This window comes from Pseudomonas lalkuanensis (genome assembly GCF_008807375.1).
Taxonomy (GTDB): Bacteria; Pseudomonadota; Gammaproteobacteria; order Pseudomonadales; family Pseudomonadaceae; genus Metapseudomonas; species Metapseudomonas lalkuanensis.
On sequence record NZ_CP043311.1, the window covers coordinates 4,254,251 to 4,278,048 of the forward strand.

Here is a 23,798-nt window from a genome sequence, read left to right on the forward strand (position 1 = left end):
TCCTTTCCGCCTGACCAATGAGATCACCGATGACTCCGACAAGCTCCTGGCTGATGCTGGTCGCCGCCGGCCTCCTGGAAGTGGTTTTCGCGCTCGGACTGAAGAGTGCCAATGGCCTGCAGCGCCCCTGGATTCTGGCCGGCACGCTGCTGGTACTCGCCGCCAGCCTGGCTCTGTTGAACCTGGCGCTGCGCCACCTGCCGGTGGGCACCGCCTATGCCGTGTGGACAGGCATAGGCGCGGTGGGAACCGCCCTCATGGGCGTGCTGTGGATGGGGGACTCCGCCTCCATCGGCCGGCTGGCCTGCATGGGATTGATCGTCGGCGGAGTCATGGGGTTGCGCTGGTTGCCCTGAACGCGAACGTCAGAGCCGCCGGCGCTCTGCACTGATTTCCGGCAGGTCGGTGCGGCGCAGGTAGACCAGCAGGGGATCACCCAGGTTGAGGCGGTCGTTGATGTTCTGCTCCAGGAGGATCTGCAGGCATTCGCGGCTCAGGGTCATCACCTGGTCGGTCTTCACCGTCCAGACGAACTCGCAGGCCGGCGTGATGCTGTCGTCGGGCACATCCATGCCGAAGGAGTCTTCGCTGAAGCGCACGATGTACTTGCCCAGCTTGCGGTTGAAACCGACGAATCCCTTGAGGGCGTCGGCGGCGTTGCAGATATCGGCGGAGGTAATGCTCATGCTGTACTTCCCTGGTCGGATCGAAGCGGGTTGCGCACGCATGAAAGGCAGGACTGTTCCCACTCTGGCCGGTGGGTTGGCCGGACATTCTGCCAGCCGGCCAGTCGATCGGGGATAGCTTCGCGAGTGTCGGGATGTCGCACCCCGGGGCCGACAAGCGGCCCAGGGGAGGATCGTCAGTGCGCCGGCTGGACGATGGCGTTGCCCGGCAATGCAGGCAGCCGCGCCAGGTGCAGGGCCACGGCTACCGCGATCACCAGCAGACCGCCGATGAACAGGCCGACGCCCTGCCAGCCGTAGTGGTGCCAGAACAGGCCGCCGAGGGTACCGGCCAGGCTGGAGCCTACGTAGTAGCTGAACAGATAGAGAGACGAAGCCTGGCCCTTGGCCCGCTGGGCGCGGCGGCCGATCCAGCTGCTGGCCACCGAGTGGGCGCCGAAGAAGCCGAAGGTGAAGATCGCCATGCCGGCCAGGATCACTCCCAGCGGGCTGAACAGGGTCAGCACCAGGCCGCCGAGCATCAGCAGGATGGCCGCCCAGAGCACCTTGCGCCGGCCCACCTTGTCCGCCAGGGAACCCACCCAGGCCGAACTGTAGATGCCGGACAGGTAGACCACCGAGAGCACGCCCACCAGGGCCTGGCTCATCTGGTAGGGCGAGGCCAGCAGGCGGTAGCCGATGTAGTTGAACAGGGTGACGAAGGCGCCCATCAGCAGGAATCCGGTGAGGAACAGCCAGGGCAGGCCGGCATCGCGGAAGTGCAGGCGATAGCCTTCCACCAGGGTGGACGGCCGGAGCGGCTGCGGGCGGAAGTGCTTCGACTCGGGCAGCACACGCCAGAACACCAGGCCAGCCAGCAGCGCCAGGCCGCCGAGTGCCGCCAGGGCGGCATGCCAGGAAACGAAGTCCACCAGCACGCCACTGATCAGGCGCCCGCTCATGCCGCCGATGGCGTTGCCGCCGATGTACAGCCCCATGGAAAGGCCGAGGTGGTGCGGATGGATTTCCTCGCTGAGGTACGTCATGGCCACGGCGGCCAGGCCGCTCAGGGCCAGGCCCACCAGCGCACGCATCACCAGCACGCCTTCCCAGGTCGGCATGGCGGCGCTGGCCAGGGTGAACAGGGCGGCAGCGATCAGCGACACCACCATCACCGGCTTGCGGCCGATGGCATCGGACAGCGGGCCGGTCACCAGCAGGCCGAGGGCGAGCATGGCGGTGGAAACGGAGAGCGCGAGGCTGCTCTGGGCGGCGGAGATGGAGAAGTCCCTGGACAGCACCGGCATCATCGGCTGAATGCAGTACAACAGGGCAAAGGTGGCGAAACCGCCGGAGAACAGCGCCAGGGAGGTGCGCATGAACTGCGGCGTGCCCTTCCTGATATAGGTGGAAAGCTCGGGGTCATTGGCGGCGTCCGGCAGCTCAACGGCTGCGTCACGGGCCGCCTCGCTAAACGCGGGTTCGTCTTCGGTCTTGAGTACTGCCTGGGATTTGCTCACGGGGCACCTTCGGGCATTTGCGGCGAGCAGGCACAACGAGGCCGTGCCGCCTGGATCAGGGGCTGGAATGTTCGTTGTTGGGGTTATGGGCCGAAGGATATCGAGCGGTTTATATTATCTCCAATATATTATTCGACACATTTGATATGTCTTGGATATCAATAGGCATCCCATGGAATTGAGACACCTGCGCTACTTCATCGCCGTGGCCGAGGAGCTGCATTTTGGCCGCGCCGCCGAGCAACTGGGCATTTCCCAACCCCCGCTGAGCCAGCAGATCCAGGCGCTGGAAGAGGAGATCGGTGCGCGCCTGCTGGAACGCACCAACCGCCGGGTCGAGCTGACCGAAGCCGGCCGGCGTTTCCTCGACGAAGCCCGCCAGGTGCTGGTCCAGGTGGACAAGGCCGTGCAGATCGCGCGCCGCGCCCACCGTGGCGAACTGGGAGAGCTGAAAGTGGGCTTCACCTCCTCTGCCCCCTTCACCTCCACCATTCCCCGCAGCATCCACGCCTTTCGCCAGGCCTATCCGGACGTGCACCTGGAGCTCACCGAGGGCAGCAGCGCGGAAACGGTCAGGGCGCTGCTGGAGGAAAGCATGCAGGTCGGGGTGATCCGCCCCCTCAACCTGCCTGACAACCTCCTGGCGGTGGAACTGTTCCGCGAGCCCCTGGTGGCCATCCTGCGCGCCGACCATCCATTGGCCGCCGGCAGCGAGGACGGCATCCACTTCAGCGCCCTGGCCGACGAACCCTTCGTGTTCTTCCCGCGCACCTTCGGTACCGGCCTCTATGACCAGATGCTCGCACTCGCCCGCGACGCCGGCTTCACGCCCCGTGTCTCCCAGGAAGCCAGCGAAGCCATGACCATCATCGGCCTGGTGTCCGCCGGACTGGGGGTATCGGTGCTACCCGCCTCCTTTCGCCGCACCGGCGTCGATGGCGTGGTCTACCGCACCCTGCTCGACCCGGGCGCCACCACGGCCGTCTGGCTGGTGCGCCGACGGGACGAACGCTCCCCCCTGGCACTGTCGTTCATCGACCTGGTGACCCGCGAGGCTGCGGCCATCCGGGAGCGCCGATAGACAAGCCTGCCCTGTGGGAGCGAATTCATTCGCGAATCAATCCACTCCCACAAAGGCAGAATTTTCGATGCCGCGTCACAACCCGGCCCCCTGGTTCGTCGTCAAGGTGAAAACGCCTTTCAACCCCGAACGAGGAACACGTGATGAGCCAGGCAAGCCCCCTCAACTACCAGCAGGTCATCCCCGACGTCATCAACGCCATGGGCGAAGTGCACACGCCGCTGGACGCCCTCGGCCTGGAACGCAGCCTGCACCACCTGGTGCAATTGCGCGCCTCGCAACTGAACCAGTGCGCCTTCTGCGTGAAAATGCACACCCGCGAGGCGCGGGAAGACGGCGAAACCAGCGAGCGCCTGGACCGCCTGGTGGTCTGGGACCACTGCAACGACTTCACCCCGCGCGAGAAGGCGGCCCTGACCTGGACCGAAGCGCTGACCCGGCTCGACCGCCGCACCGACTATGCTGCCCTGCGCACCGCCCTGCGCGAGCATTTCAGCGAGGTGGAGATCGGCGCGCTGACCGCCACCGTTGCAATGATCAACCTCTGGAACCGCATCCAGATATCGAGGCACTGAAGTGAGAGTGACCGATGCCACGGCTGTCTTCGAAGACAGCCGCCGTTTCCTGCTGAACCTGGCCTACCGCATCCTCGGCTCGCGCAGCGACGCCGAAGATGCGGTGCAGGAGACTTTCCTCAAGTGGCGCGAAAGCGATTCCGTCACCCTGGACAACCCGCGCGCCTGGCTGACTACCCTCTGCACCCGCCACTGCATCGACCAGTTGCGCCTGGGCCACCGGGCACGGGTGGACTACGTGGGCACCTGGCTGCCGGAACCCATCCACAGCGAAACCACGGAGTCGCCGGAGATGATGCTGGAACTCTCCTCCTCGCTGTCCACCGCCTTCCTCCTGTTGCTGGAGCGTCTCACCCCACGCGAGCGGGCGGCCTACCTGCTGCACGACATCTTCGACCTGGACTACCCGGACGTGGCCCGCGCCATCGGCGTGCAGGAAGCGGCCTGCCGCAAACTGGTGTCCCGCGCGCGCATCAGCCTGGCCGAAGGCAAGGTGCGCCACCAGCCGCCAGCGGAACGCCAGGAGCAACTGCTGGAAGCCTTCCACGCAGCCATCGCCAGCGGCGCCACCGCCGGCCTCACCGCGCTGCTCTCGGAGGAGGTGGAACTGAGCGCCGACGGCGGTGGCAAGGTGCCAACCCTGGGTCACATCCTCCGCGGCAAGGCCGAGGTGCTGGCGTTCATCGTCGATTCCCTGCGCGGCTACTGGAGCGACTACCGGTGGCTGCCCGCCGAACTCAACGGCGGTCACGGCGTGATCCTCGCCCACGGCGACCAGGCGGCCGCCTCGGTCACCTTCGCCTACGACGACGAGGGTCGGGCCAGCAACATCTACATCGTGCGCAACCCGGAGAAGCTGGCGGGGCTCACGCTGCCCAACTGACCGGTACCTGCCGGCTTCGTCGAAACAGCCCGACACAGGTTGTCGTCGCGCCGATCCTGCATTCGACGTTTTCTTCACATTCGTTCTGGCAGATTCCGTCGGTCTCGGCGGGCCTTACTGGAACCAAATTGCCATCAGGTGGTCTTCTTGCCTCCGGCATCGCTTCTCCTTCCAGAGGCGCCGCCTCGTCTTGAGTAGACCATTGGATGCTTGATCGCATGACCGCACAGGAACCCGTCGCCACCCGGCAGTCCTCGTTCAACCTGGACACCCCCACCGTCAAGAGTCACCTCGCCTTCACCCTGCTCAGCGCTGGTGCGCTGCTGGTGATGTACAGCCTGTTGCGAGTGGCGCTGCTGGTGTACAACAGCGACCAGATTGGCGACAGCCCGGCTTCGGTGTTCGTCGAGGCCTTCTACAACGGCTTGCGCTTCGACCTCCGTGTGGTGGTGTTCGCCTGCATCCCTTTGTTCCTCGCCCTGCTGAGCCACCGGGCCATAGCCGCGCGGACCGCCTACAAGCTCTGGCTGACCGCCTTCGCCAGCCTGACACTGCTGCTCGGGATCGCCGAGCTCGACTTCTACCGTGAGTTCCACCAACGCCTGAACAGCCTGGTCTTCCAGTACATGCAGGAAGATCTGGGCACCGTCGCCAGCATGATCTGGAACGGTTTTCCCGTCGGCCGCTACCTGCTGGCCTGGGCCTTCGCCACCTGGGTGTTATACAAGCTGTTCGGCGGACTGGACCGCCTGAGCCGGCGGCATAACAAGGCACGCTCCCAAGCGCACCATCACTCGCACACGCACTGGGGCGCACGCATCCTGCTGTTCACCCTGTGCCTGGTGGTTGCGGTGGTTGCCGCCCGCGGCCACATGCGCCAAGGACCGCCGCTGCGCTGGGGCGATGCCTTCACCACCGACTCGATGTTCGCCAACCAGCTGGGCCTGAACGGCACCCTCACCCTGGTGGACGCAGCCAAGAACAGCTTCTCGTCCCACCGCGACAATGCCTGGAAGGCCACCCTTCCCGAGGACGAGGCCCTGGCCAGCGTGCGCGAGATGCTGCTGACCCCCAACGACAAGCTGGTGGACGCCGACACCGCCGCTATCCGCCGCGACTTCACCCCGCCGGCTGCCGGCACCCTGCCGATCAGGAACGTCGTGGTGATCCTCATGGAGAGCTTCGCCGGCCGCTGGGTCGGTGCCATGGGCAGCGACGCCGGCATCACCCCCTACTTCGACAAGCTGGCCAAAGAGGGACTGCTGTTCGACCGTTTCTTCTCCAACGGCACCCACACCCACCAGGGGATGTTCGCCACCATGGCCTGCTTCCCCAATCTGCCGAGCTTCGAGTACCTGATGCGCACCCCCGAAGGCGCGCACAAGTTCTCCGGTCTGCCGCAACTGCTCAGCGCCCGCGACTTCAACGACCTGTACGTCTACAACGGCAACTTCCAGTGGGATAACCAGTCCGGCTTCTTCAGCAACCAGGGCATGACCCGTTTCATCGGCCGCGAAGACTTCGTCAATCCGGTGTTCATGGACAAGACCTGGGGCGTATCCGACCAGGACATGTTCGACCGTGGCGCCGCCGAACTGGCGAAGATGCCTGCCGACAAGCCGTTCTACGCACTGCTGCAGACCCTCTCCAACCACACGCCCTATGCCCTGCCCACCCAGCTGCCGGTGGAGAAAGTCACCGGTTACGGCGCCCATGACGAGCACCTGACCGCCATGCGCTACGCCGACTGGGCCCTCGGCCAGTTCTTCGAGAAGGCGCGCAAGGAGCCCTACTTCAAGGACACCCTGTTCGTGGTGGTCGGCGACCACGGCTTCGGCAGCGACAAGCAGCTCACCGAAATGGACCTGTTCCGCTTCAACGTACCGCTGCTGCTGATCGGTCCGGGCGTGCAGGAGAAGTTCGGCAGCCTGAACCACAACGTCGCCACCCAGATCGACATCGTGCCCACCATCATGGGCCGCCTGGGCGGGGAAGTACGCCACCAGTGCTGGGGCCGTGACCTGCTGAACCTGCCGGAAGGCGATCCGGGCATCGGCGTGATCAAACCGTCGGGCAGCGACCAGACGGTGGCCATCGTCAGCGCCGACCGCATCCTGATCCAGCCCAAGGACTTCCCGCCCCGCCTCTACCAGTACCAACTGGGTGCCGACGCCAAAGCCGTGCGCATACCTGGCGACAGCGATCCGCGCCTGCAGAAGTACCTGGAAGCCTTCCTGCAGACCGCCACCGGCAGCCTGTTGAACAACACGGCCGGCGTCCAGGACGCCAAGCAGAACCAGTGATGAACCAGGCCCCGCTCGATGCGGGGCCTTCTTTTTCGGTCTCTGTTGTGGGAGCGAATTCATTCGCGAAAGGCTGCGTGTCGGTGCACCCCGGCACCTGTCGGGCCGGCGGCCCGATTCGCGCTTGAAATCGCTCCTACAAGACCGTGCCCCTCGTAGCGTCGCGCTTGACAGCCCCGCCCCCAGCCCGCAAATTACGCAAAGTGTAAATTGATTACGAAAACAATAATGCTGGCACCCGGACCTCGCACCGGAACGCCTGCCGCCGAGCGATTGCCATGGACCTCTATACCTATTACCGCTCCACCTCTTCCTACCGGGTGCGCATCGCCCTGGCGCTGAAGGGCCTGGAAGCCCGGCATATCCCGGTGAACCTGATCCAGGACGGCGGCCAGCAGCACAAGCCCGAGTACAAGGCGCTCAATCCGCAAGGCCGTGTGCCCAGCCTGCGCACTGACGACGGCCAGGTCCTTACGCAGTCCCCCGCCATCATCGAATACCTCGAAGAGCGCTACCCGCAACCCGCCCTCCTGCCCCGGGGCCTGGAAGCGCGCGCCCGCCAGCGCGCGGTGGCGGCCATCATCGGTTGCGATATCCATCCGCTGCACAACGTCGCCGTGCTCAACCGCCTGCGCGGCCTGAAGCTGGAGGAAGCCGAGGTGATGAACTGGATTCGTCACTGGATCGCCGAAGGCTTCAACGCGGTCGAAACCCTGATAGGTGATGAAGGTTTCTGCTTCGGTGAACCGGGCCTGGCCGACGTCTACCTGCTACCGCAGGTCTATGCCGCACGCCGCTTCGAGCTGGACCTGTCAAACTATCCGAAGATCGCCCGGGTCGAACGCCTTGCCCTCCAGCATCCGGCCTTCGTCCAGGCGCACCCCGACCAGCAAGCCGACAAGCCGGCCTGAGGCCACGCCCATGAAAAGCCTCGGATTCAAAGTCACCATCGGCGACTACCTCGCCCGCAGCGTACGCGGCATTTCCTGCGCGCCACCGACTGCCACCTCGCATTGACCCATACTTCCAATCAAATGCTTGAGGTGCCAAAAAATGGCTGACATCTTCGAAAACCCCATGGGCCTGATGGGCTTTGAATTCATCGAATTCGCATCCCCCACCCCGAACACCCTGGAACCCATCTTCGCGATGATGGGCTTCACCAAGGTCGCCACCCACCGCTCCAAGGACGTGCACCTGTATCGCCAGGGCGAAATCAACCTGATCCTCAACAACGAGCCCAAGAGCCAGGCCGCCTACTTCGCCGCCGAGCACGGCCCGTCCGTGTGCGGCATGGCCTTCCGCGTGAAGAACGCCCACCAGGCCTACGCCCGCGCCCTGGAACTGGGCGCCCAGCCCATCGACATCCCCACCGGACCGATGGAATTGCGCCTGCCGGCGATCAAGGGCATCGGCGGCGCGCCTCTGTACCTGATCGACCGTTTCGGCGAAGGCTCCTCGATCTACGACATCGACTTCGAGTTCATCGAAGGCGTCGACCGTCATCCCAAGGGTGCCGGCCTGAAGCTGATCGACCACCTCACCCACAACGTCTACCGTGGCCGCATGGCGTACTGGGCGGACTTCTACGAGAAGCTGTTCAACTTCCGCGAGATCCGCTACTTCGACATCAAGGGCGAGTACACCGGCCTGACCTCCAAGGCCATGACCGCCCCCGACGGCAAGATTCGCATCCCGCTGAACGAGGAATCCTCCAAGGGTTCGGGGCAGATCGAAGAGTTCCTGATGCAGTTCAACGGCGAAGGCATCCAGCACGTGGCCTTCTTCACCGACGACCTGATCAAGACCTGGGACGAACTGAAAGCCCTCGGCATGCGCTTCATGACCGCGCCGCCGGAAACCTACTACGAGATGCTCCAGGGCCGCCTGCCGAACCACGGCGAGCCGGAAGGCGAACTGCAATCGCGCGGCATCCTGCTGGACGGCACCACCGAAGGCGGCAACAAGCGCCTGCTGCTGCAGATCTTCTCGGAAACCCTGATGGGCCCGGTGTTCTTCGAGTTCATCCAGCGCAAGGGTGACGACGGCTTCGGCGAGGGCAACTTCAAGGCCCTGTTCGAATCCATCGAGCGCGACCAGATCCGCCGCGGTGTGCTGAGCACCGAATAAGGCGCTATCCGCTACGAAAAACCCGGCTTCATGCCGGGTTTTTCCTTTCCTACCAAGCCCCTGAACGACATCGGCCGGGTGCGCCGCGCGCACCGGAACTACCGTGCAGAACAGCCGGTGCGCACGGCGCCCCCTACAGAAGCGCACATTCCGAGACTCCGGACACCTGACTATGCTTTCCATGGGGGTTGGAGGCGCTTCACATGCAACTCGTCAGCGTCAGCATCGACAAGCCGGAGTCGATCAACTTCATCTTCGGCCAGACCCACTTCATCAAATCCGTCGAAGACATCCACGAAACCCTGGTGGGCGCCGTACCCGGCATCCGCTTCGGGCTGGCCTTCTGCGAGGCATCGGGCAGTTGCCTGGTGCGTTGTTCCGGCACCGACGACGCCATGCTCGAACTGGCCAGCAGGAATGCCCTGGCCATCGGCGCCGGGCACAGCTTCATCATCTTTCTCGGCGAAGGCTTCTACCCGGTCAACGTGCTCAACAGCCTGAAGCTGGTGCCGGAGGTCTGCCGCATCTACTGCGCCACCGCCAATCCGACCCAGGTGATCCTGGCCGAAACCGACCAGGGGCGCGGCGTGCTCGGTGTGGTGGACGGCTTCTCGCCCCGTGGTGTTGAAGGCGAAGCAGACATCGCCTGGCGCAAGGGCCTGCTGCGGCAGATCGGCTACAAGCTCTGAGTCCGGGCAGCGCTCGACCCGGGCGCGACTGCCATCTGCCATGACCGCGCTCAGTCAGCAAGCGCGCAAAAAAAAGCTGCCATCGCCGGCAGCTTCAGTTTGCACCCTGACACTTCCTGTGCCCTTTCTGTTCCTGCGAGCAGGATGCCCCACGCGGATGACATCCCCATGTCAGCGGGATGAAGGCTTGTCGACAGGCGCGCAAGGCGTCGTCTTCAGGGTCCCTTAAGACTTCGTGCGGATACTGCCCCTCAACAAGCCAAGCGCCCGGAGGGCAACGATGAACAGCGCCGAGTGGAACGACCTGTTCCCATTCCGTTTCGGTCACAAGTCGCAGCAACACTACCTGTCCCTGCTGTTGGCCGGTGACGCAGGGCGTGGCCAGGTCGAAGACTTCGTCCATCGCCGCTTTCTCAGCGCCCACGGCGCCGATATCCACCAGTACATGCCGGAGCTGCTGAGCATGCGCAACTTCCACGGGGCTCTCAGCGCCGTGGCCGGCATCCGCCTCGCCGGCCAGGAGACCCTGTTTCTCGAGCAGTACCTGGAAGCGCCGGTCGAATCCCGGATCGCCAGCCTGACCGGCCTCCCAGTGGAGCGCCGGCAAGTGGTGGAAGTGGGCAACCTGGCGTCGATAAGCGCCGGCAATGCGCGCCTGATCATCGTTGCCGTCACCTGGCTGCTGCACCAGCGTGGCCTGGAGTGGGTGGTGTTCACCGGTGCTCCAGCACTGATCAACAGCTTCCACCGCCTGGGTCTGGATCCCCTGCATATTGGCGAGGCAAACCCCAGCCGCCTGGGCCAAGACCAGGGGCAATGGGGTTCCTACTACGAGCAGAAACCCCAGGTGTTCACCGGCAACATCCACCTCGGCTTCGAGCAGTTGCAACGCACTGGCGTGATCGCGCGCCTGGGCTTTCCCGAAGCCGACGAGACGGCCCACCATGCAGCCTGAAACCTTTCGCGAAATCCTGCGCAAACACGCCAGCCACCTGCCGCAACCCCTGGCCCTGCGCGGCGACACCCGGCGCTACACCTATGCCCAGTTGCTGGCCGAAGTGGAACAGCGGGAAGGCCTGCTGCGCGCCGAACCCGAGGGTCTACTCGCCCTCGGCCTGGACAATGGCCCGGAGGCGCTGATCTGGGACCTGGCAGCGCTATTCAGCGGGCGCCCCTGCCTGATCCTGCCGCCCTTCTTCAGCCCCGCGCAACGTGCCCACTGCCTGGAACAATGCCAGGTCCGCCTCGCGGTGCTGGACGCCGGCTTCGCCAACGAGCTGGAAGGCGCCGGCTTCCAGTCTGACGGCACCTTCTGGCGAAAGCCCGGACAGGGCCAGCCAACCCTGCCCGCCGGCACCCTCAAGGTCACCTACACCTCGGGCACCACCGGCCAGCCCAAGGGCGTCTGCCTGGGCGCCGATGCCTTGCTGCGGGTCGCCCATGAACTGGAAGTCGCCAGCCGCCCCTGCGCCCCGGCCCACTACCTGGCGGTGCTGCCGCTGGCGGTGCTGCTGGAGAACCTCGGCATCTACGCGGCTTTGCTGGCCGGCGCCTGCGTCACCCTGCTGCCGCAGCGGCAGATGGGCATCCAGGGCGCCAGCGGGGTGGACTGGCCGAAGCTGCTCGCCACCGTCGTCCTCAGCAGTGCCCAGAGCCTGATCCTGGTGCCGCAGCTGTTGCTGGGCCTGGTTACCGCCATCGAACAGGGCCACCTGAGTGCCGCGCAATTCCGCTTCGTCGCCGTGGGTGGTGCGCGGGTCTCGCCGGACCTGCTGGCCCGCGCCGCGCGGGTCGGGCTGCCGGTGTTCGAAGGCTATGGCCTCTCCGAATGCGCCTCAGTGGTCTGTCTGAACCGCCCCGATGCCGTGCGTCCGGGCAGCGTCGGCCAGCCCCTGCCCCATGTCCGGGTGCGCCTGGCGGACGACGGCGAAGTGCAGGTCAGCGGCTCCACCCTGCTCGGCTACCTGGGCGAAGCACCCTTTGCCGGCGGCTGGTGGCCCACGGGTGACCTGGGCGAGGTCGACGCCGACGGCTACCTGCACCTCAAGGGCCGCAAGAAACACCAGTTCATCACCAGCTTCGGCCGCAACGTGAACCCGGACTGGGTGGAGGCCGAGCTGACCCAGCGCGGCGTGATCGCCCAGGCCTTCGTCCACGGCGAAGGCCTGCCCGGCAACCTCGCGCTGCTCTGGCCACTGGACCCGAACTGCGATGCGCAGACCCTGGCCGATGCCGTGGCCAGCGCCAACGCCGCCCTGCCCGACTACGCACGGGTCAAGGCATGGCGGCGCCTGCCCACGCCATTCAACGCCGCCGACGACCTGCTCACCACCAATGGCCGCCTGCGCCGCGAGGCCATCCTTGCGCGCTACCGCGGCCCCCTGAACGAACTTGAGAACGAGGTAAGACGATGAGTTTCTTCGATCAACTGCAAGCCGCCACCGCCCAGGAGCGAGAGGCACTGTTCAGCGTCCCGGTCATACGCGAGGCGCTGGCCGGTGAGGTCAGCCTGGAGGGCTACCGTGCCTTCCTCGGCCAGGCCTACCACCATGTCCGCCACACCGTGCCGCTGATGATGGCCTGTGGCGCGCGCCTGCCTTCGCGGCTGGAATGGCTGCGCGGCGCGGTGTGCGAATACATCGACGAAGAATACGGTCACGAGCGCTGGATCCTGAACGACATCGCGGCCTGCGGCGGCGACCCTGAAGCCGTGAGCAACAGCCGCCCCTCGCTGCCCATCGAGCTGATGGTGGCCTTCCTCTACGACCAGATCGCCCGCAGCAATCCGGTGGGCCTGTTCGGCATGGTCAACGTGCTGGAAGGCACCAGCATCGCCCTGGCCACCCACGCTGCCGGCAGCATCCGCGAGAGCCTCGGCCTGCCGGCCGACGCCTTCAGCTACCTGTCCTCCCACGGCGAGCTCGACCAGGACCACATGGCCACCTACCGCGGGCTGATGGACCGCCTCGACGACGAAGGCGACCAGCAGGCGGTGATCCATGCCGCCAAAGTGGTCTACCAGCTCTATGCCGACATGTTCCGCGGCCTGCCCCGCGCGGGCGAGGTGTCCCATGCGTCTCGCTGATTGCCGGGTACTGCTCACCGGCGCCAGCGGCGGCATCGGCCTGGCCCTGGCCGAACAGCTCTGCGCGCGCGGTGCCCAGGTGATGGCCGTGAGCAGGCAGCCGGAAGCCCTGGCGCCGCTGCGTGCGCGCTATCAGCAGCAACTGGTCTGGACCGGTGCAGACCTGCGCCAGGTCCAGGGACGCCAGCGGGTACTGGAAGTCGCGCGTGGCATGGGCGGCATCGATGTCCTGGTGAATGCCGCCGGGGTCAACTGCTTCGCCATGCTGGAGCAGGTGGACGACAGTCAGATCGAGGACATGCTCGCCCTCAACGTCACCGCCACCGTGCAACTGACCCGAGCCCTGCTGCCGCTGCTGCGCCAGCAGAGCCACGCCCTGGTGGTCAACGTCGGCTCCATCTACGGCTCCATCGGCTATCCCGGCTACGCTGTCTATTGCGCCAGCAAGTTCGCCCTGCGCGGCTTCTCCGAGGCCTTGCGCCGCGAGCTGGCGGACACCCCTGTGAACGTCCTCTACGTCGCCCCGCGCGCCACCCGCACCAGCATGAACAGCCAGGCCGCCATGGCGCTGAATGCCGAACTCAAGGTCGGTGTGGACGAGCCGGATCAGGTGGCCCGGGCGGTGATCGCGGCCATCGAGAAGGACCTCAGCGAGGTTTACCTGGGTTGGCCGGAGAAATTCTTCGTCCGCCTCAACGGCATGCTGCCCGGCGTGGTAGATCGGGCGCTGTCCAAGCAACTGCCGATCATCCGCCGCTTCAGCGGTGCCCACCACGGTAAGGACCATCCATGATGAACAAGCTCATCGGCACCCTCGGCCTCTTCCTGATGCTCAGCATCCCCGCCTGGGCCCTGGACGAAACCGGCAATCAGCGCCTGGCGGCGATCCAGCAGCGCTGGGCGGAAATCCAGTACCAGGTGATGGAGCAGCATCGCGCCACCGAATTCGAGAAGCTCGCCGCCCAGAGCGGCGCGTTCACCCGCAGCGCCCCGAACTCCGCCGAAGCCTGGATCTGGCACGGCATCGTCACCAGCAGCTGGGCCGGCGCCGAAGGCGGCCTGGGCGCCCTGGGCAAGGTCAAGGACGCCCGCGACGCCCTGGAGCGCGCCATCCAGCTCGACCCGAACGCCTTGCAGGGGTCGGCCTACACCAGTCTCGGCGCGCTGTACGACCGGGTGCCCGGCTGGCCTGTCAGCTTCGGCGACGAAGACAAGGCCGACCAGTTGCTGCGCAAGGCCCTGGAGATCAATCCGGCCGGCATCGACAGCCTGTACTTCTGGGGCGACCACCTCTACCGCCAGGGCCACCCGCAGCAGGCGCGCGAGGCGCTGCTCAAGGCCAAGACCGCCGCCCCGCGCCCCGGTCGCGAGCTGGCCGACCAGGGACGTCAGCGGGAGATCGATGCTTTACTGCAGGAAATCGGCAACCCCTGAAGGACGCCCATGCGACTGCTTCTCGTCGAAGACGACAATGCCCTCGGCTCCGGCGTACGCGCCGGCCTGCGCCAGGAAGGCTACACAATCGACTGGCTGACCGACGGCGCCAGCGCCCTGCACGCCCTGCAGACCGAAGAGTTCGACCTGGCGATACTCGACCTCGGTCTGCCGCGCCTGGACGGCCTTCAGGTCCTGCAGCAATTGCGCGCCGGTGGCTCCACGCTGCCGGTGCTGGTGCTCACCGCCCGCGACGCTACCGAAGACCGCATCCTCGGTCTCGACGCGGGAGCGGACGACTACCTGGTCAAACCCTTCGACCTCAATGAACTCAAGGCCCGCCTGCGCGCCCTGCTGCGCCGCAGCGCCGGCCGGCCGCAAGTGCTGATCGAACACAACGGCGTTGTACTCGACCCCGCCAGCCAGCAGGTCAGCTACCAGGGCAGCCCGGTCGCCCTGACGCCCAAGGAGTACCAGCTGCTCCACGAACTGCTCTCGCAACCGGGCAAGGTCATGACCCGGGAACGCCTGGTGCAGGCCCTCTACGGCTGGGACGAGGAAGCGGAAAGCAACACCCTGGAAGTGCATATCCACCACCTGCGCAAGAAGCTCTCCAGCGACCTCATCCGCACCGTGCGCGGCATCGGCTACCTGGTGGACGGACGCCCATGACCTCATTGCGCCGCCGCACCCTGTGGCTGGTGATGGTGTTGTTGCTGCTCGGCACCCTGCTCATCGCCTACTTCAACTACCGCGACAGCAGCCATGAGATCGAAGAGATCTACGATGCCCATCTGGCGCAGAACGCGCGCCTGCTGATGGGCGTGATGCGCATGCCCCTGACCAAGCCCGAGCAGGACGAGCTTTACCGCTCCTTCAACGACGCCCTGAGCAGCGCCGCCCCCCGCAAGGTTGGCCATCCCTACGAGAGCAAGCTGGCCTTCCACGTCTGGAGCAAGGACGGCCGAAGCCTGGTGCAATCGCCCAGCGCCCCGCCCTTCGACCACGCACCGCTGAAGACCGGATTCCATAGCATCCAACTGGCCGGCCACCACTGGCGCGGCTTCGTCCTGCCCGACCCGGAACAGGGCCTGCTGATCTGGGTGGGCGAACGCGACGACGTGCGCCAGGACCTGGTACAGCGCATCGTCCGCCATACCCTGGGGCCCAACATGGTGGGCATTCTCGTCCTCGCGGCGCTGGTCTGGCTGGCCATCGGCTGGGGTCTGCTGCCGCTGCAGAACATGGCGCGGGTGATCCGCAGCCGCCACGCCGAATCCCTGGCACCCCTGCAGATCGTGCCATTGCCGAAGGAACTGGAACCCATGCAGGCGGCAATCAACCGCCTGCTGGCGCAGATCGAGCTGATGCTCCAGCGCGAACGGCGCTTCATCGGCGACGCCGCCCACGAGATGCGCACCCCGCTGGCGGTGCTGCGCCTGCATGCGCAGAACGCCCTGGAAGCCACCAGCGACGAACAGCGTGCCGAGGCCCTGCGCTTTCTCACCGTCGGCGTTGACCGCCTGACCCGGGTGGTCAACCAGTTGCTCACCATGGCGCGGGTGGAGCCGGAACTGGCGCGGCAGAAATGGCAGTGCCTGGACCTGGCACACCTGGTCCGCGAGCACCTGGCCGAGCTGACGCCCCTGCTGCTGGACAAGGGCCTGGAACTGGCCCTGGAAGTGACCGACGACGACTTCCACACCACCAGCGACGCCGCCGCCATCGGTATCGCCCTGCAGAACCTGGTGACCAACGCCACCAACTTCTCCCCGCCCGGCGGCGAGGTGAAGGTCAGCCTGCTGCCAGACGGCCGGGACTTCTTCCTGCTGCGCGTGGAAGACCAGGGCCCCGGTATCGATGAAGCCCGACTGGAACGCCTGTTCGAGCGTTTCTACAGCCAGGACAACCCCCAGGGCGCCGGCCTTGGCCTGGCCATCGTGCAGATGATCGCCACCCGCCTGGGCGGCAGCATCACCCTGTACAACCGTGAAGGCGGCGGAACCTGCGCCGACCTCAAGCTGCCCCGGCTGGCGCCCGGATAACGCCGGACCGAGCCTACCGCTCCGCGGAATCGCAGCAGCTGCGCGCCAAATCGGCTGTACTCAAACAGCACACCCTCTTCGCCAAGGGAGGCAATGCCATGCGCACTCCTCGTCTAACTGTTCTCCTGGCTACGATGTTCCTGCTGGTTTCGACAGGCGCATCCTCGGCCACCGAGCAGGCCCAACAGCGCCGCGCCGCGCGGGAGGTCCGCCAGGAAACCCGCCAGGATGCACGCCAGATCAAACAGGACTGCCGCGCCGCCGACGTGCAGTACAACGCCGAATGCCGCCAGGACAAGCGCCAGACCAAGCAGCAAGGGCGCGAAAGAGCGCGGGATATCAAGTACTGAGCGGCCCCGCTCGACCTTCGCGGCACTCCTCATCCCTCGGGGCGGATCTGACCCTACAAGGAAATGGGCTCGCCGGATGGTTCGAGCCTGTCTATATCCCTCACCCCCGGCCCCTCTCCCAATGGGAGAGGGGTGACTCCCGCCCGGCCTTCGGTGCTGCGGGGCGGTTCCGCTCTTGTGGGGGCGATTTCAATCGCCAAGCAGGCCGAAGGTCTGCCCTTCGCAGTCGAAAGGGGATCAGTGCCTCAGGCAATCACCCGCTCGCGCAGACGCGCCAGCATCCCCAGCAGGCTGCCGACGCGCTGGTTCTCACTGGCTTCCTTCGGCACGTCGGCCATGCGCGGGATCATTTCCAGCGTCTGCGCGCGCCAGAGGAAGGCCTGCTCGGCGGCGGCCTTCAGGCCCTTTTCGAACAGGCCGCGGCGGATGGGTTTGGGCAGGTAGCGGAAGATCTGCGCTTCGTTGATCAGCTTGAGCAGCGCCTGGGTGTCGCGGAACGGCGTCACCACCAGGCTGAGCAGGCGCGGGTGGGCCTGGGCCAGTGATTTCAGCAGCGGCGCCATGTCCTCACCGCCCAGCTTGAGGTCGCTGACCAGCAGGTCCACCGGTTCCAGGTTCAGGGTCACCAGCGCTTCGCTCAGGCTGTGGGCGCGGAGCAGGCGGTGGCCGCCGGACTGGCAGAAGGCCCGGAGGCAGTGCAGGGTTTCCGGGTCATCATCGAGCAGCAGCAGGTTAAGCGGCGCCGCCAGGTTGCTGGTGGCGGTGGTGACCGGCGCGGCGGCCTGGCGCAGGGCGATCTCCGCCGCCTGGCGCAGGGTGAAGGCCATTTCCTGCGGGTCCCAGGGCTTGGTCAGGTAGCGGAAGATGCCGCCGTTGTTCAGCGCTTCAACCGCGGCATCCAGGTCCGAATAGCCGGTGAGCAGGATGCGCAGGCATTCCGGTGCGATCTCCCGCGAGCGTGCCAGCAGTTCGGCGCCGCTCATGCCCGGCATGCGCTGGTCGCTGACGATGATCTGCACCGACTCGTCCTTGAGCCGCTCCAGCGCGCGCAGCGGGTCGCTCTCGGTAATCACCTCGTACTGGCGGCGGAACTGCAGCGCCAGACTGCGCAGGATGCGCTCCTCGTCATCGACGAAGAGAATGCGGACGGATGACGACATGGACTCAGGCACTCCGTTTCAGTTCGACCGCCGGATTGCGCGGCAGGCTGATGAGAAAGCGCGTTCCGCGCCCCGGCTCCGAGGCCACGCGGATGCTGCCGCCGTGGTCACGGATGATCTTGTAGCTGATGGACAACCCCAGCCCGGTCCCCTCGCCCACCGGCTTGGTGGTGAAGAAGGGATCGAAGATGCGTCGCATGACTTCCGGTGGCATCCCGCGACCGCTGTCCTGCACTGAAATGAACACGCCGGCCTCGTCGGCCCAGCTGCGTATCTGGATGCGCCCCGGTTCGTCCATGGCCTGGGCGGCGTTGGTGAAGAGGTTGAGCAAGACCTGGTTGATCTGCGACGGGGCACAGGTGATGCGGGGCAGCTCGCCCAGCATCTGGGACACCTCGGCCTTGTCCTTGATGTTGTTGCGCGCGATCAGCAGGGCACTGCGGATGCACTCGTTGAGGTCCACCTCTTCGCTCATGGCGCGGTCGAGGCGAGCGAAATCCTTGAGGCCGGAAACCAGCTCGGCGATCTGGCCAATGCCGTAGAGGGTGTCGCCGAACAATTGGCGCAGGTCGCCGGCCAGTAGCTCAGGGGCGGCCTCCTCGCGACTGGCGGCGGCGCGTTCCAGGGCATCGGCCAGGCGGTTCTCGTCGCAGGCCGGGTCTGCCAGGCAGGCGGCGAGCGCGGCCTGGCTCTCGGCCAGGGCGAACAGTGGCGTGGTCAGCGCTTCCATCAGTTGCACGTTGTTCTTCACGTAGCCCAGCGGGGTATTCAGCTCGTGGGCGACACCGGCCACCATCTGGCCGAGGGACGCCATCTTCTCCGAATGCACCAGCTGGTTCTGGGATTCCTTCAGATCCACCAGTGCCTGGCGCAGCACCCGGTTGCGCTGGGCGATACGCATTTCCATGGCTTTCAGCAGGTCCAGTACCGTACCGAGTCCCAGGTAGCGTCCCTGCTCGTCCACCAGGATGAAATCTTCGGTTATCGGGTACTGCAAGTGCCCGGTGACCTGCTTGGCCGCCAGCTCCAGGCCACTGGCCAGGGCGACGGTGAGCGGTGCCGGGTTCATCACGTCGGACGCCGGACGGCGACCCCAGAGGTCACGGCCGAAACGCTGCATGAAGATGTCCTGCAACCTGTAGCGGCTGACCAGGCCCAGCGGCATCCCCTGTCCGTCCACCACCGGCAGGGACAGGAAGGCCTTGTGCTCAGGGGTCAGCAGGCGATCGGCCACATCACTGATGCTCATGTCCGGGGTCAGGGGATCCACGGTCTTGAGCAGGCGAGCCAGACTGCTTTCGGCTGCCATGATCGGTACTCCGGGCGGCTGATGAGTGCCGGGCATTCAAGCAGCAGCAGGTTGCCATCATGTGACAGATGTCTCACGCACGAGACAGACGAAAACATGGCGTGGTTGCACGGAAGCGACAACACTGAATCTCGACACCCCCGGAGCCCATCGATATGCCCGAAAAAGCCGCCACCACGAGTCCCCGCAAGGGGTTGCTGCTCCGACTGCTGCGCGGGCTGTCGTGGTTGCTGATCATCGTTGCGCTGGCAGGAGTGGCGGTCTACCTGGCGTTCGGCCCCGCGCACATGATCGACCGGTTGAAGCCCCCACCGCCGGCATTCCCCGAGAAGGTGATCGAGGATCCGGCCGCAGCGGCGAAGCCGGCCGTCTCGCCGTCCCCCGCCGCCATGCAGCAGGCACCGGCCGACTCTCAGGAACTGGCCACCCTGATGCTCGACAGCATCGAGGACATCTGGGGCGAATTCCTCGCCCGCGCCGACTACGCCTACAAGCGACCCAAGGTGGTGAGCTTCCGTGACCGGCTGGAATCACCCTGCCAGTTGAAGGGCACCTTCAGCGGGCCGCTGTATTGCTCCAGCACCTCGCACCTCTATCTCGACATGGGCTACCTGGACGACCTGCAGAAGCACGCTCCCCAGGTGGGCGATCTCGCGCGCAGCTACGTGGTGGCCCACGCCGCCGCGCACCACATCCAGAAGCTCGTGGGCGTGGTGGGGTGGTTCAGGGATCTCAATGCCGACCTGGCCCCTGCCCAGGGCCGCGAGAGCCTGCGGATAACCCAGGAACTGGTGGCGGACTGCCTGGTGGGCAGCTGGATCAGCTATGCGCGGCGCAAGTACGCCTGGTTGGAGCCCGAGCAGCTGGAAGCAGCACTCAGGGCCGTGCGCGAACGAGACGCCGCGCGCGTCGGCGCGGGCCTGCCGCCCATGGCCGACCCGCTGGACCTGCCCGATCCGGCGGCACGCCTGCGCTGGCTGAACGTCGGCATCGACTCCGGCGACCCGAGGGAGTGCAGCAAGCTGTTCACGGTCGAGGAATAGCGATCGCCCGGCAGGCCGGGAATCGCTCAGGCCGGCTGCCGCCCACCCATTCGCAGACTGATGGCTTCGGCCGCCCGGTGCAGGCGCTCGGCGGCGGAGCCTTCGGTATCGGCGCTGAACACACTGGCAGCCCCGACTACCGTGATCACCCCCGCGAGCTTGCTGCCGGTCGCGAACAGCGGCGCCGACAACGCATTCACGCCCGGCATCAACAGCCCATGCACCGGGTGCAGCCCGGTGGCGCGGATCTGCGCCATCTGTTCCTGCAGCCCTGCGGCGGCGGGCGCCCCTGGCTGGGCCATTTCCTCGTCCCGCAGGAAGGCGGTTTCGGCCTCGGGCAAGTAGGTGTTGAACACAAGGCCAGTGGAGGAACCCAGCAACGGCAGTACCGAACCCACCTGGGTTACCAGGGTCACCGCGCGCAGGGCCTGTTCGACGTGAACCACAGTCGGCCCCTTGTTCCCCCACACAGCAAGGAAACAGGTTTCGTTCAGCGTGTCGCGCAGCTCCGCCAGGTGCGGCATGGACACCTTCACCACGTCCAGCCGCCCAATGGCCGCCAATCCGACCAGCAGCGCCTCGCGGCCGAGACCATAGTGATTGGTGGTGGCGTCCTGCTCGGCGAACCCGCTGGCGATCAGCGCCTGCAGGTAGCGATGCACCTTGCTCGCCGGCATGCCGACGTGCTCGGCCAGCTTCGACAGCGAGGTGGCCGGCGCCAGTTCCGCCAGCCCCTTGAGGATGTCAGTGCCCACTTCGGCGGCCTGCACCTTCTGCCGCCGCGGTGCGCCCGCGCTGTCGTTCTCGCTCGTCATGTCATGGCCTTGGTCGGTGTGGAGGGCGCTGTTATAGCTTGACCCCTTTTTCCTTTCAAATTACGTTATGCGTAATCTAATTACAAAAACTGCGAGGTCACCATGGTCTCCCCTGCTCCGCTCACCTACCAGTCCGGCTTCAACAACGAATTCAACAGCGAAGCGCTGCCCGGCGCCCTGCCCGTCGGCCAGAACTCCCCGCAGAAAGTGCCCTACGGCCTCTACGCCGAGCTGCTTTCGGGCACCGCCTTCACCGTGCCGCGCAGCGAGGCCCGGCGCACCTGGATGTACCGCATCAAGCCTTCGGCCAACCATCCGCAGTACCAGCGCCTGGAACGCCAGATCGCCGGCAGCCGCCTGGGTCCGGTGACACCCAACCGCCTGCGCTGGAACCCGCATGACATTCCCGCCGAGCGCACCGACTTCATCGACGGCCTGCTGACCATCGCCGCCATCAGCGACGCCGAACAGGCCTCGGGCGTCAGCGTGCACCTGTTCCGCGCCAACGCCTCGATGCAGCGGGTGTTCTTCAATGCCGATGGCGAACTGCTGATCGTTCCCGAGCAGGGTCGCCTGCGCATCGCGACCGAGCTGGGCCTGCTGGATGTGGAGCCTCTGGAAATCGCGGTGATCCCGCGCGGCATGAAATTCCGTGTCGAACTGCTGGATGCCAGCGCCCGTGGCTACATCTGCGAGAACCATGGCGCCGCCCTGCGCCTGCCGGACCTCGGCCCCATCGGCAGCAACGGCCTGGCCAACCCGCGGGACTTCCTCACCCCGGTCGCCCACTACGAAGAAATCGATGGGAAGGTGGAGCTGGTGCAGAAGTTCCTTGGCGAACTCTGGGGCACCACCCTCGACCACTCGCCGCTGGACGTGGTCGCCTGGCACGGCAACAACGTGCCGTACAAGTACGACCTGCGCCGCTTCAACACCATCGGCACGGTGAGCTACGACCACCCGGACCCGTCGATCTTCACTGTGCTCACCTCGCCCAGCGACACCCACGGCCAGGCCAACGTCGACTTCGTGATCTTCCCGCCGCGCTGGATGGTGGCCGAGAGCACCTTCCGTCCGCCGTGGTTCCACCGCAACCTGATGAACGAATTCATGGGCCTGATTCAGGGCGCCTACGACGCCAAGGCAGAAGGCTTCGCCCCGGGTGGCGCCTCGCTGCACAATTGCATGAGCGCCCACGGCCCGGACAACGCCACCACCACCGCCGCCATCGCCGCCGATCTGAAACCGCACAAGATCGACAACACCATGGCCTTCATGTTCGAGACCAGCCGCGTGCTGCGCCCCAGCCAGTACGCGCTGGAATGCCCGCAGCTACAGAGCGACTACGATGCATGCTGGGCCGGCATGGCCAAGACCTTCGACAAGGGCAGGATCTGACATGACCCAGACAGACAATCGCCGTAGCTGGATCGCCTCCGCCAACGGCCACCCGGACTTCCCCCTGCAGAACCTGCCGCTGGGCGTCTTCAGCCCGGCGAGCGCCACGCCGCGTGGCGGCGTGGCCATCGGCGACGCCATCTTCGACCTGAAAGTGGCCAGCGACGCCGGCCTGTTCAGCGGTGAAGCCGCCGAAGCGGCCCGCTCCGCCTGCGGCGACAGCCTGAATGCCTTCTTCGCCCTCGGCGCCTCGGCGCGCCGCGCCCTGCGGGCGCAGCTGCAGGACCTGCTGGCCGAAGGCAGCAGCGCCCGGGAGCGCCTGGAAGCCATGGGCCAGGCCCTGCTGCCGGCCGCGTCCACCTGCCAGCTGCACCTGCCGGCGAAAGTGGGCGACTACACCGACTTCTACGTGGGCATCCACCACGCCAACAACGTCGGCCGCCTGTTCCGCCCGGACAACCCGCTGCTGCCCAACTACAAGTACGTGCCCATCGGCTACCACGGCCGTGCGTCCACCGTTTGCGTGTCCGGCACCCCGGTACGCCGCCCGCTGGGCCAGACCCTGCCGCCGGGCAACGAAGTGCCGGCCTTCGGCCCCAGCAAGCGCCTGGACTACGAACTGGAACTGGGTATCTGGATCGGCCAGGGCAACGAGATGGGCGAGTCCATCGCCATCGCCGACGCCCAGCAGCACATCGCCGGCTACTGCCTGCTCAACGACTGGTCCGCCCGCGACGTGCAGGCCTGGGAATACCAGCCCCTCGGCCCGTTCCTGGCGAAGAACTTCGGCACCACGGTGTCCCCCTGGGTGGTCACCGCTGAAGCCCTGGAACCCTTCCGCGCCGCCCAGCCGGCCCGTCCGGAAGGCGACCCGCAACCCCTGCCCTACCTGCTGGACGACGCCGACCAGGCCAAAGGCGCCTTCGACATCGAACTGGAAGTGCTGATCCTCACCCCCGCCATGCGCGAGCAGGGCCTGGCACCCCATCGTCTGGCGTTGAGCAACACCCTGAACATGTACTGGACCGTGGCGCAGATGGTTGCCCACCACAGCGTCGGCGGTTGCAAGCTGCAGGCCGGCGACCTGTTCGGCTCCGGCACCCTCTCGGGCCCGGAACCGCAGGCCTTCGGCAGCCTGCTGGAGAGCACCTTCGGCGGCAAGCAGCCGATCACCCTGCCCGGCGGCGAGCAGCGCACCTTCCTGGAGGACGGCGACGAAGTGATCCTGCGCGCCCGTTGCCAGCGGGAAGGCTATCCGGGCATCGGCTTCGGCGAATGCCGGGGCGTGTTGCTGGCGGCACGCTGAAATGAAA

General features: G+C 66.2%; 24 protein-coding genes. 19 read left to right on the plus strand and 5 right to left on the minus strand.

Annotation, left to right across the window (positions count from 1 at the left end; translation table 11 throughout):
• Positions 1-29: 29 nt before the first annotated feature.
• Complete coding sequence (locus tag FXN65_RS19795; RefSeq protein ID WP_151135596.1) at positions 30-356, plus strand: DMT family transporter; 327 nt, start codon at positions 30-32, stop codon at positions 354-356.
• Between the two features lie 9 nt (positions 357-365).
• Here FXN65_RS19795 and FXN65_RS19800 read toward each other — a convergent pair whose 3' ends face one another.
• Together FXN65_RS19800 and FXN65_RS19805 are read right to left on the minus strand one after the other, a co-directional pair.
• Positions 366-686, minus strand: coding sequence for a DUF2025 family protein (locus tag FXN65_RS19800; protein WP_151135598.1), 321 nt, complete (start codon positions 684-686; stop codon positions 366-368).
• 176 nt (positions 687-862) lie between these two features.
• Entirely contained in the window at positions 863-2,185 is a 1,323-nt protein-coding gene (locus FXN65_RS19805; protein ID WP_151135600.1) for an MFS transporter, read from the minus strand.
• A gap of 172 nt (positions 2,186-2,357) precedes the next feature.
• Between FXN65_RS19805 and FXN65_RS19810 the strand changes: the two genes are divergently transcribed.
• From FXN65_RS19810 to FXN65_RS19880, 15 genes are all read left to right on the plus strand, one after another.
• A complete protein-coding gene (locus FXN65_RS19810; protein WP_151135602.1) occupies positions 2,358-3,266 on the plus strand; it encodes a LysR family transcriptional regulator in 909 nt (302 codons plus the stop codon).
• A gap of 143 nt (positions 3,267-3,409) precedes the next feature.
• Entirely contained in the window at positions 3,410-3,841 is a 432-nt protein-coding gene (locus tag FXN65_RS19815; protein WP_151135604.1) for a carboxymuconolactone decarboxylase family protein, read from the plus strand.
• 1 nt (position 3,842) lies between these two features.
• Positions 3,843-4,724 (plus strand): RNA polymerase sigma factor SigJ, encoded by an 882-nt coding sequence (gene sigJ, locus FXN65_RS19820; protein WP_151135606.1) that lies wholly within the window; start codon positions 3,843-3,845, stop codon positions 4,722-4,724.
• Positions 4,725-4,942: 218 nt separating this feature from the next.
• Positions 4,943-7,027, plus strand: coding sequence for an LTA synthase family protein (locus tag FXN65_RS19825; protein ID WP_151135608.1), 2,085 nt, complete (start codon positions 4,943-4,945; stop codon positions 7,025-7,027).
• Positions 7,028-7,305: 278 nt separating this feature from the next.
• Positions 7,306-7,938, plus strand: a complete 633-nt coding sequence (gene maiA, locus FXN65_RS19830) for a maleylacetoacetate isomerase (RefSeq protein ID WP_151135610.1) — start codon at positions 7,306-7,308, stop codon at positions 7,936-7,938.
• A gap of 142 nt (positions 7,939-8,080) precedes the next feature.
• A complete protein-coding gene (gene hppD / locus FXN65_RS19835; protein ID WP_151135612.1) occupies positions 8,081-9,157 on the plus strand; it encodes a 4-hydroxyphenylpyruvate dioxygenase in 1,077 nt (358 codons plus the stop codon).
• A gap of 203 nt (positions 9,158-9,360) precedes the next feature.
• Positions 9,361-9,846, plus strand: coding sequence for an adenosine-specific kinase (locus FXN65_RS19840; RefSeq protein WP_151135614.1), 486 nt, complete (start codon positions 9,361-9,363; stop codon positions 9,844-9,846).
• A gap of 280 nt (positions 9,847-10,126) precedes the next feature.
• A complete protein-coding gene (locus FXN65_RS19845; protein WP_151135616.1) occupies positions 10,127-10,801 on the plus strand; it encodes a thermostable hemolysin in 675 nt (224 codons plus the stop codon).
• Positions 10,791-12,260: an AMP-binding protein gene (locus FXN65_RS19850; protein ID WP_151135618.1), complete on the plus strand. Its 1,470-nt coding sequence runs from the start codon at positions 10,791-10,793 to the stop codon at positions 12,258-12,260. Before FXN65_RS19845 ends, FXN65_RS19850 begins: the two co-directional genes overlap by 11 nt.
• On the plus strand, positions 12,257-12,931 hold the full coding sequence (locus FXN65_RS19855; protein ID WP_151135620.1) for a TenA family transcriptional regulator: 675 nt from the start codon (positions 12,257-12,259) through the stop codon (positions 12,929-12,931). Before FXN65_RS19850 ends, FXN65_RS19855 begins: the two co-directional genes overlap by 4 nt.
• Complete coding sequence (locus FXN65_RS19860) at positions 12,918-13,724, plus strand: SDR family oxidoreductase (protein WP_151135622.1); 807 nt, start codon at positions 12,918-12,920, stop codon at positions 13,722-13,724. The genes FXN65_RS19855 and FXN65_RS19860 overlap by 14 nt, the downstream gene beginning before the upstream one ends.
• On the plus strand, positions 13,724-14,365 hold the full coding sequence (locus FXN65_RS19865) for a tetratricopeptide repeat protein (RefSeq protein ID WP_151138888.1): 642 nt from the start codon (positions 13,724-13,726) through the stop codon (positions 14,363-14,365). The genes FXN65_RS19860 and FXN65_RS19865 overlap by 1 nt, the downstream gene beginning before the upstream one ends.
• A 9-nt stretch (positions 14,366-14,374) precedes the next feature.
• A complete protein-coding gene (locus FXN65_RS19870; RefSeq protein WP_151135624.1) occupies positions 14,375-15,037 on the plus strand; it encodes a response regulator in 663 nt (220 codons plus the stop codon).
• Positions 15,034-16,410, plus strand: a complete 1,377-nt coding sequence (locus tag FXN65_RS19875; protein WP_151135626.1) for an ATP-binding protein — start codon at positions 15,034-15,036, stop codon at positions 16,408-16,410. Before FXN65_RS19870 ends, FXN65_RS19875 begins: the two co-directional genes overlap by 4 nt.
• Positions 16,411-16,508: 98 nt before the next feature.
• Positions 16,509-16,760: a hypothetical protein gene (locus tag FXN65_RS19880; protein ID WP_151135628.1), complete on the plus strand. Its 252-nt coding sequence runs from the start codon at positions 16,509-16,511 to the stop codon at positions 16,758-16,760.
• A 245-nt stretch (positions 16,761-17,005) separates the two neighbouring features.
• Here the strand turns inward: FXN65_RS19880 and FXN65_RS19885 are convergent, their stop codons facing one another.
• Complete coding sequence (locus tag FXN65_RS19885) at positions 17,006-17,920, minus strand: response regulator (RefSeq protein ID WP_151135630.1); 915 nt, start codon at positions 17,918-17,920, stop codon at positions 17,006-17,008.
• A gap of 4 nt (positions 17,921-17,924) precedes the next feature.
• Complete coding sequence (locus FXN65_RS19890; RefSeq protein WP_394351251.1) at positions 17,925-19,229, minus strand: ATP-binding protein; 1,305 nt, start codon at positions 19,227-19,229, stop codon at positions 17,925-17,927.
• A gap of 155 nt (positions 19,230-19,384) precedes the next feature.
• Between FXN65_RS19890 and FXN65_RS19895 the strand changes: the two genes are divergently transcribed.
• Positions 19,385-20,272 (plus strand): neutral zinc metallopeptidase, encoded by an 888-nt coding sequence (locus tag FXN65_RS19895; protein WP_151135632.1) that lies wholly within the window; start codon positions 19,385-19,387, stop codon positions 20,270-20,272.
• A 26-nt stretch (positions 20,273-20,298) separates the two neighbouring features.
• Here FXN65_RS19895 and FXN65_RS19900 read toward each other — a convergent pair whose 3' ends face one another.
• Positions 20,299-21,087: an IclR family transcriptional regulator gene (locus FXN65_RS19900; protein ID WP_151135634.1), complete on the minus strand. Its 789-nt coding sequence runs from the start codon at positions 21,085-21,087 to the stop codon at positions 20,299-20,301.
• A 102-nt stretch (positions 21,088-21,189) separates the two neighbouring features.
• Here FXN65_RS19900 and hmgA point away from each other — a divergent pair, with 102 nt between their 5' ends.
• Entirely contained in the window at positions 21,190-22,485 is a 1,296-nt protein-coding gene (gene hmgA / locus FXN65_RS19905) for a homogentisate 1,2-dioxygenase (RefSeq protein WP_151135636.1), read from the plus strand.
• A gap of 1 nt (position 22,486) precedes the next feature.
• Positions 22,487-23,791 carry a fumarylacetoacetase gene (gene fahA / locus FXN65_RS19910; RefSeq protein ID WP_151135638.1) on the plus strand — a complete coding sequence of 435 codons (1,305 nt, stop codon included), beginning with the start codon at positions 22,487-22,489 and terminating at the stop codon, positions 23,789-23,791.
• Positions 23,792-23,798 lie beyond the last annotated feature (7 nt).

Bases quoted from the DNA above. Each gene is read 5' to 3' on its own strand.
- FXN65_RS19795 (WP_151135596.1), top strand. From the start codon at position 30: ATGACTCCGACAAGCTCCTGGCTGATGCTGGTCGCCGCCGGCCTCCTG.
- FXN65_RS19800 (WP_151135598.1), bottom strand. From the start codon at position 686: ATGAGCATTACCTCCGCCGATATCTGCAACGCCGCCGACGCCCTCAAG.
- FXN65_RS19810 (WP_151135602.1), top strand. From the start codon at position 2,358: ATGGAATTGAGACACCTGCGCTACTTCATCGCCGTGGCCGAGGAGCTG.
- FXN65_RS19815 (WP_151135604.1), top strand. From the start codon at position 3,410: ATGAGCCAGGCAAGCCCCCTCAACTACCAGCAGGTCATCCCCGACGTC.
- FXN65_RS19825 (WP_151135608.1), top strand. From the start codon at position 4,943: ATGACCGCACAGGAACCCGTCGCCACCCGGCAGTCCTCGTTCAACCTG.
- maiA (WP_151135610.1), top strand. From the start codon at position 7,306: ATGGACCTCTATACCTATTACCGCTCCACCTCTTCCTACCGGGTGCGC.
- hppD (WP_151135612.1), top strand. From the start codon at position 8,081: ATGGCTGACATCTTCGAAAACCCCATGGGCCTGATGGGCTTTGAATTC.
- FXN65_RS19840 (WP_151135614.1), top strand. From the start codon at position 9,361: ATGCAACTCGTCAGCGTCAGCATCGACAAGCCGGAGTCGATCAACTTC.
- FXN65_RS19845 (WP_151135616.1), top strand. From the start codon at position 10,127: ATGAACAGCGCCGAGTGGAACGACCTGTTCCCATTCCGTTTCGGTCAC.
- FXN65_RS19850 (WP_151135618.1), top strand. From the start codon at position 10,791: ATGCAGCCTGAAACCTTTCGCGAAATCCTGCGCAAACACGCCAGCCAC.
- FXN65_RS19855 (WP_151135620.1), top strand. From the start codon at position 12,257: ATGAGTTTCTTCGATCAACTGCAAGCCGCCACCGCCCAGGAGCGAGAG.
- FXN65_RS19860 (WP_151135622.1), top strand. From the start codon at position 12,918: ATGCGTCTCGCTGATTGCCGGGTACTGCTCACCGGCGCCAGCGGCGGC.
- FXN65_RS19865 (WP_151138888.1), top strand. From the start codon at position 13,724: ATGAACAAGCTCATCGGCACCCTCGGCCTCTTCCTGATGCTCAGCATC.
- FXN65_RS19870 (WP_151135624.1), top strand. From the start codon at position 14,375: ATGCGACTGCTTCTCGTCGAAGACGACAATGCCCTCGGCTCCGGCGTA.
- FXN65_RS19875 (WP_151135626.1), top strand. From the start codon at position 15,034: ATGACCTCATTGCGCCGCCGCACCCTGTGGCTGGTGATGGTGTTGTTG.
- FXN65_RS19880 (WP_151135628.1), top strand. From the start codon at position 16,509: ATGCGCACTCCTCGTCTAACTGTTCTCCTGGCTACGATGTTCCTGCTG.
- FXN65_RS19885 (WP_151135630.1), bottom strand. From the start codon at position 17,920: ATGTCGTCATCCGTCCGCATTCTCTTCGTCGATGACGAGGAGCGCATC.
- FXN65_RS19890 (WP_394351251.1), bottom strand. From the start codon at position 19,229: ATGGCAGCCGAAAGCAGTCTGGCTCGCCTGCTCAAGACCGTGGATCCC.
- FXN65_RS19895 (WP_151135632.1), top strand. From the start codon at position 19,385: ATGCCCGAAAAAGCCGCCACCACGAGTCCCCGCAAGGGGTTGCTGCTC.
- FXN65_RS19900 (WP_151135634.1), bottom strand. From the start codon at position 21,087: ATGACGAGCGAGAACGACAGCGCGGGCGCACCGCGGCGGCAGAAGGTG.
- hmgA (WP_151135636.1), top strand. From the start codon at position 21,190: ATGGTCTCCCCTGCTCCGCTCACCTACCAGTCCGGCTTCAACAACGAA.
- fahA (WP_151135638.1), top strand. From the start codon at position 22,487: ATGACCCAGACAGACAATCGCCGTAGCTGGATCGCCTCCGCCAACGGC.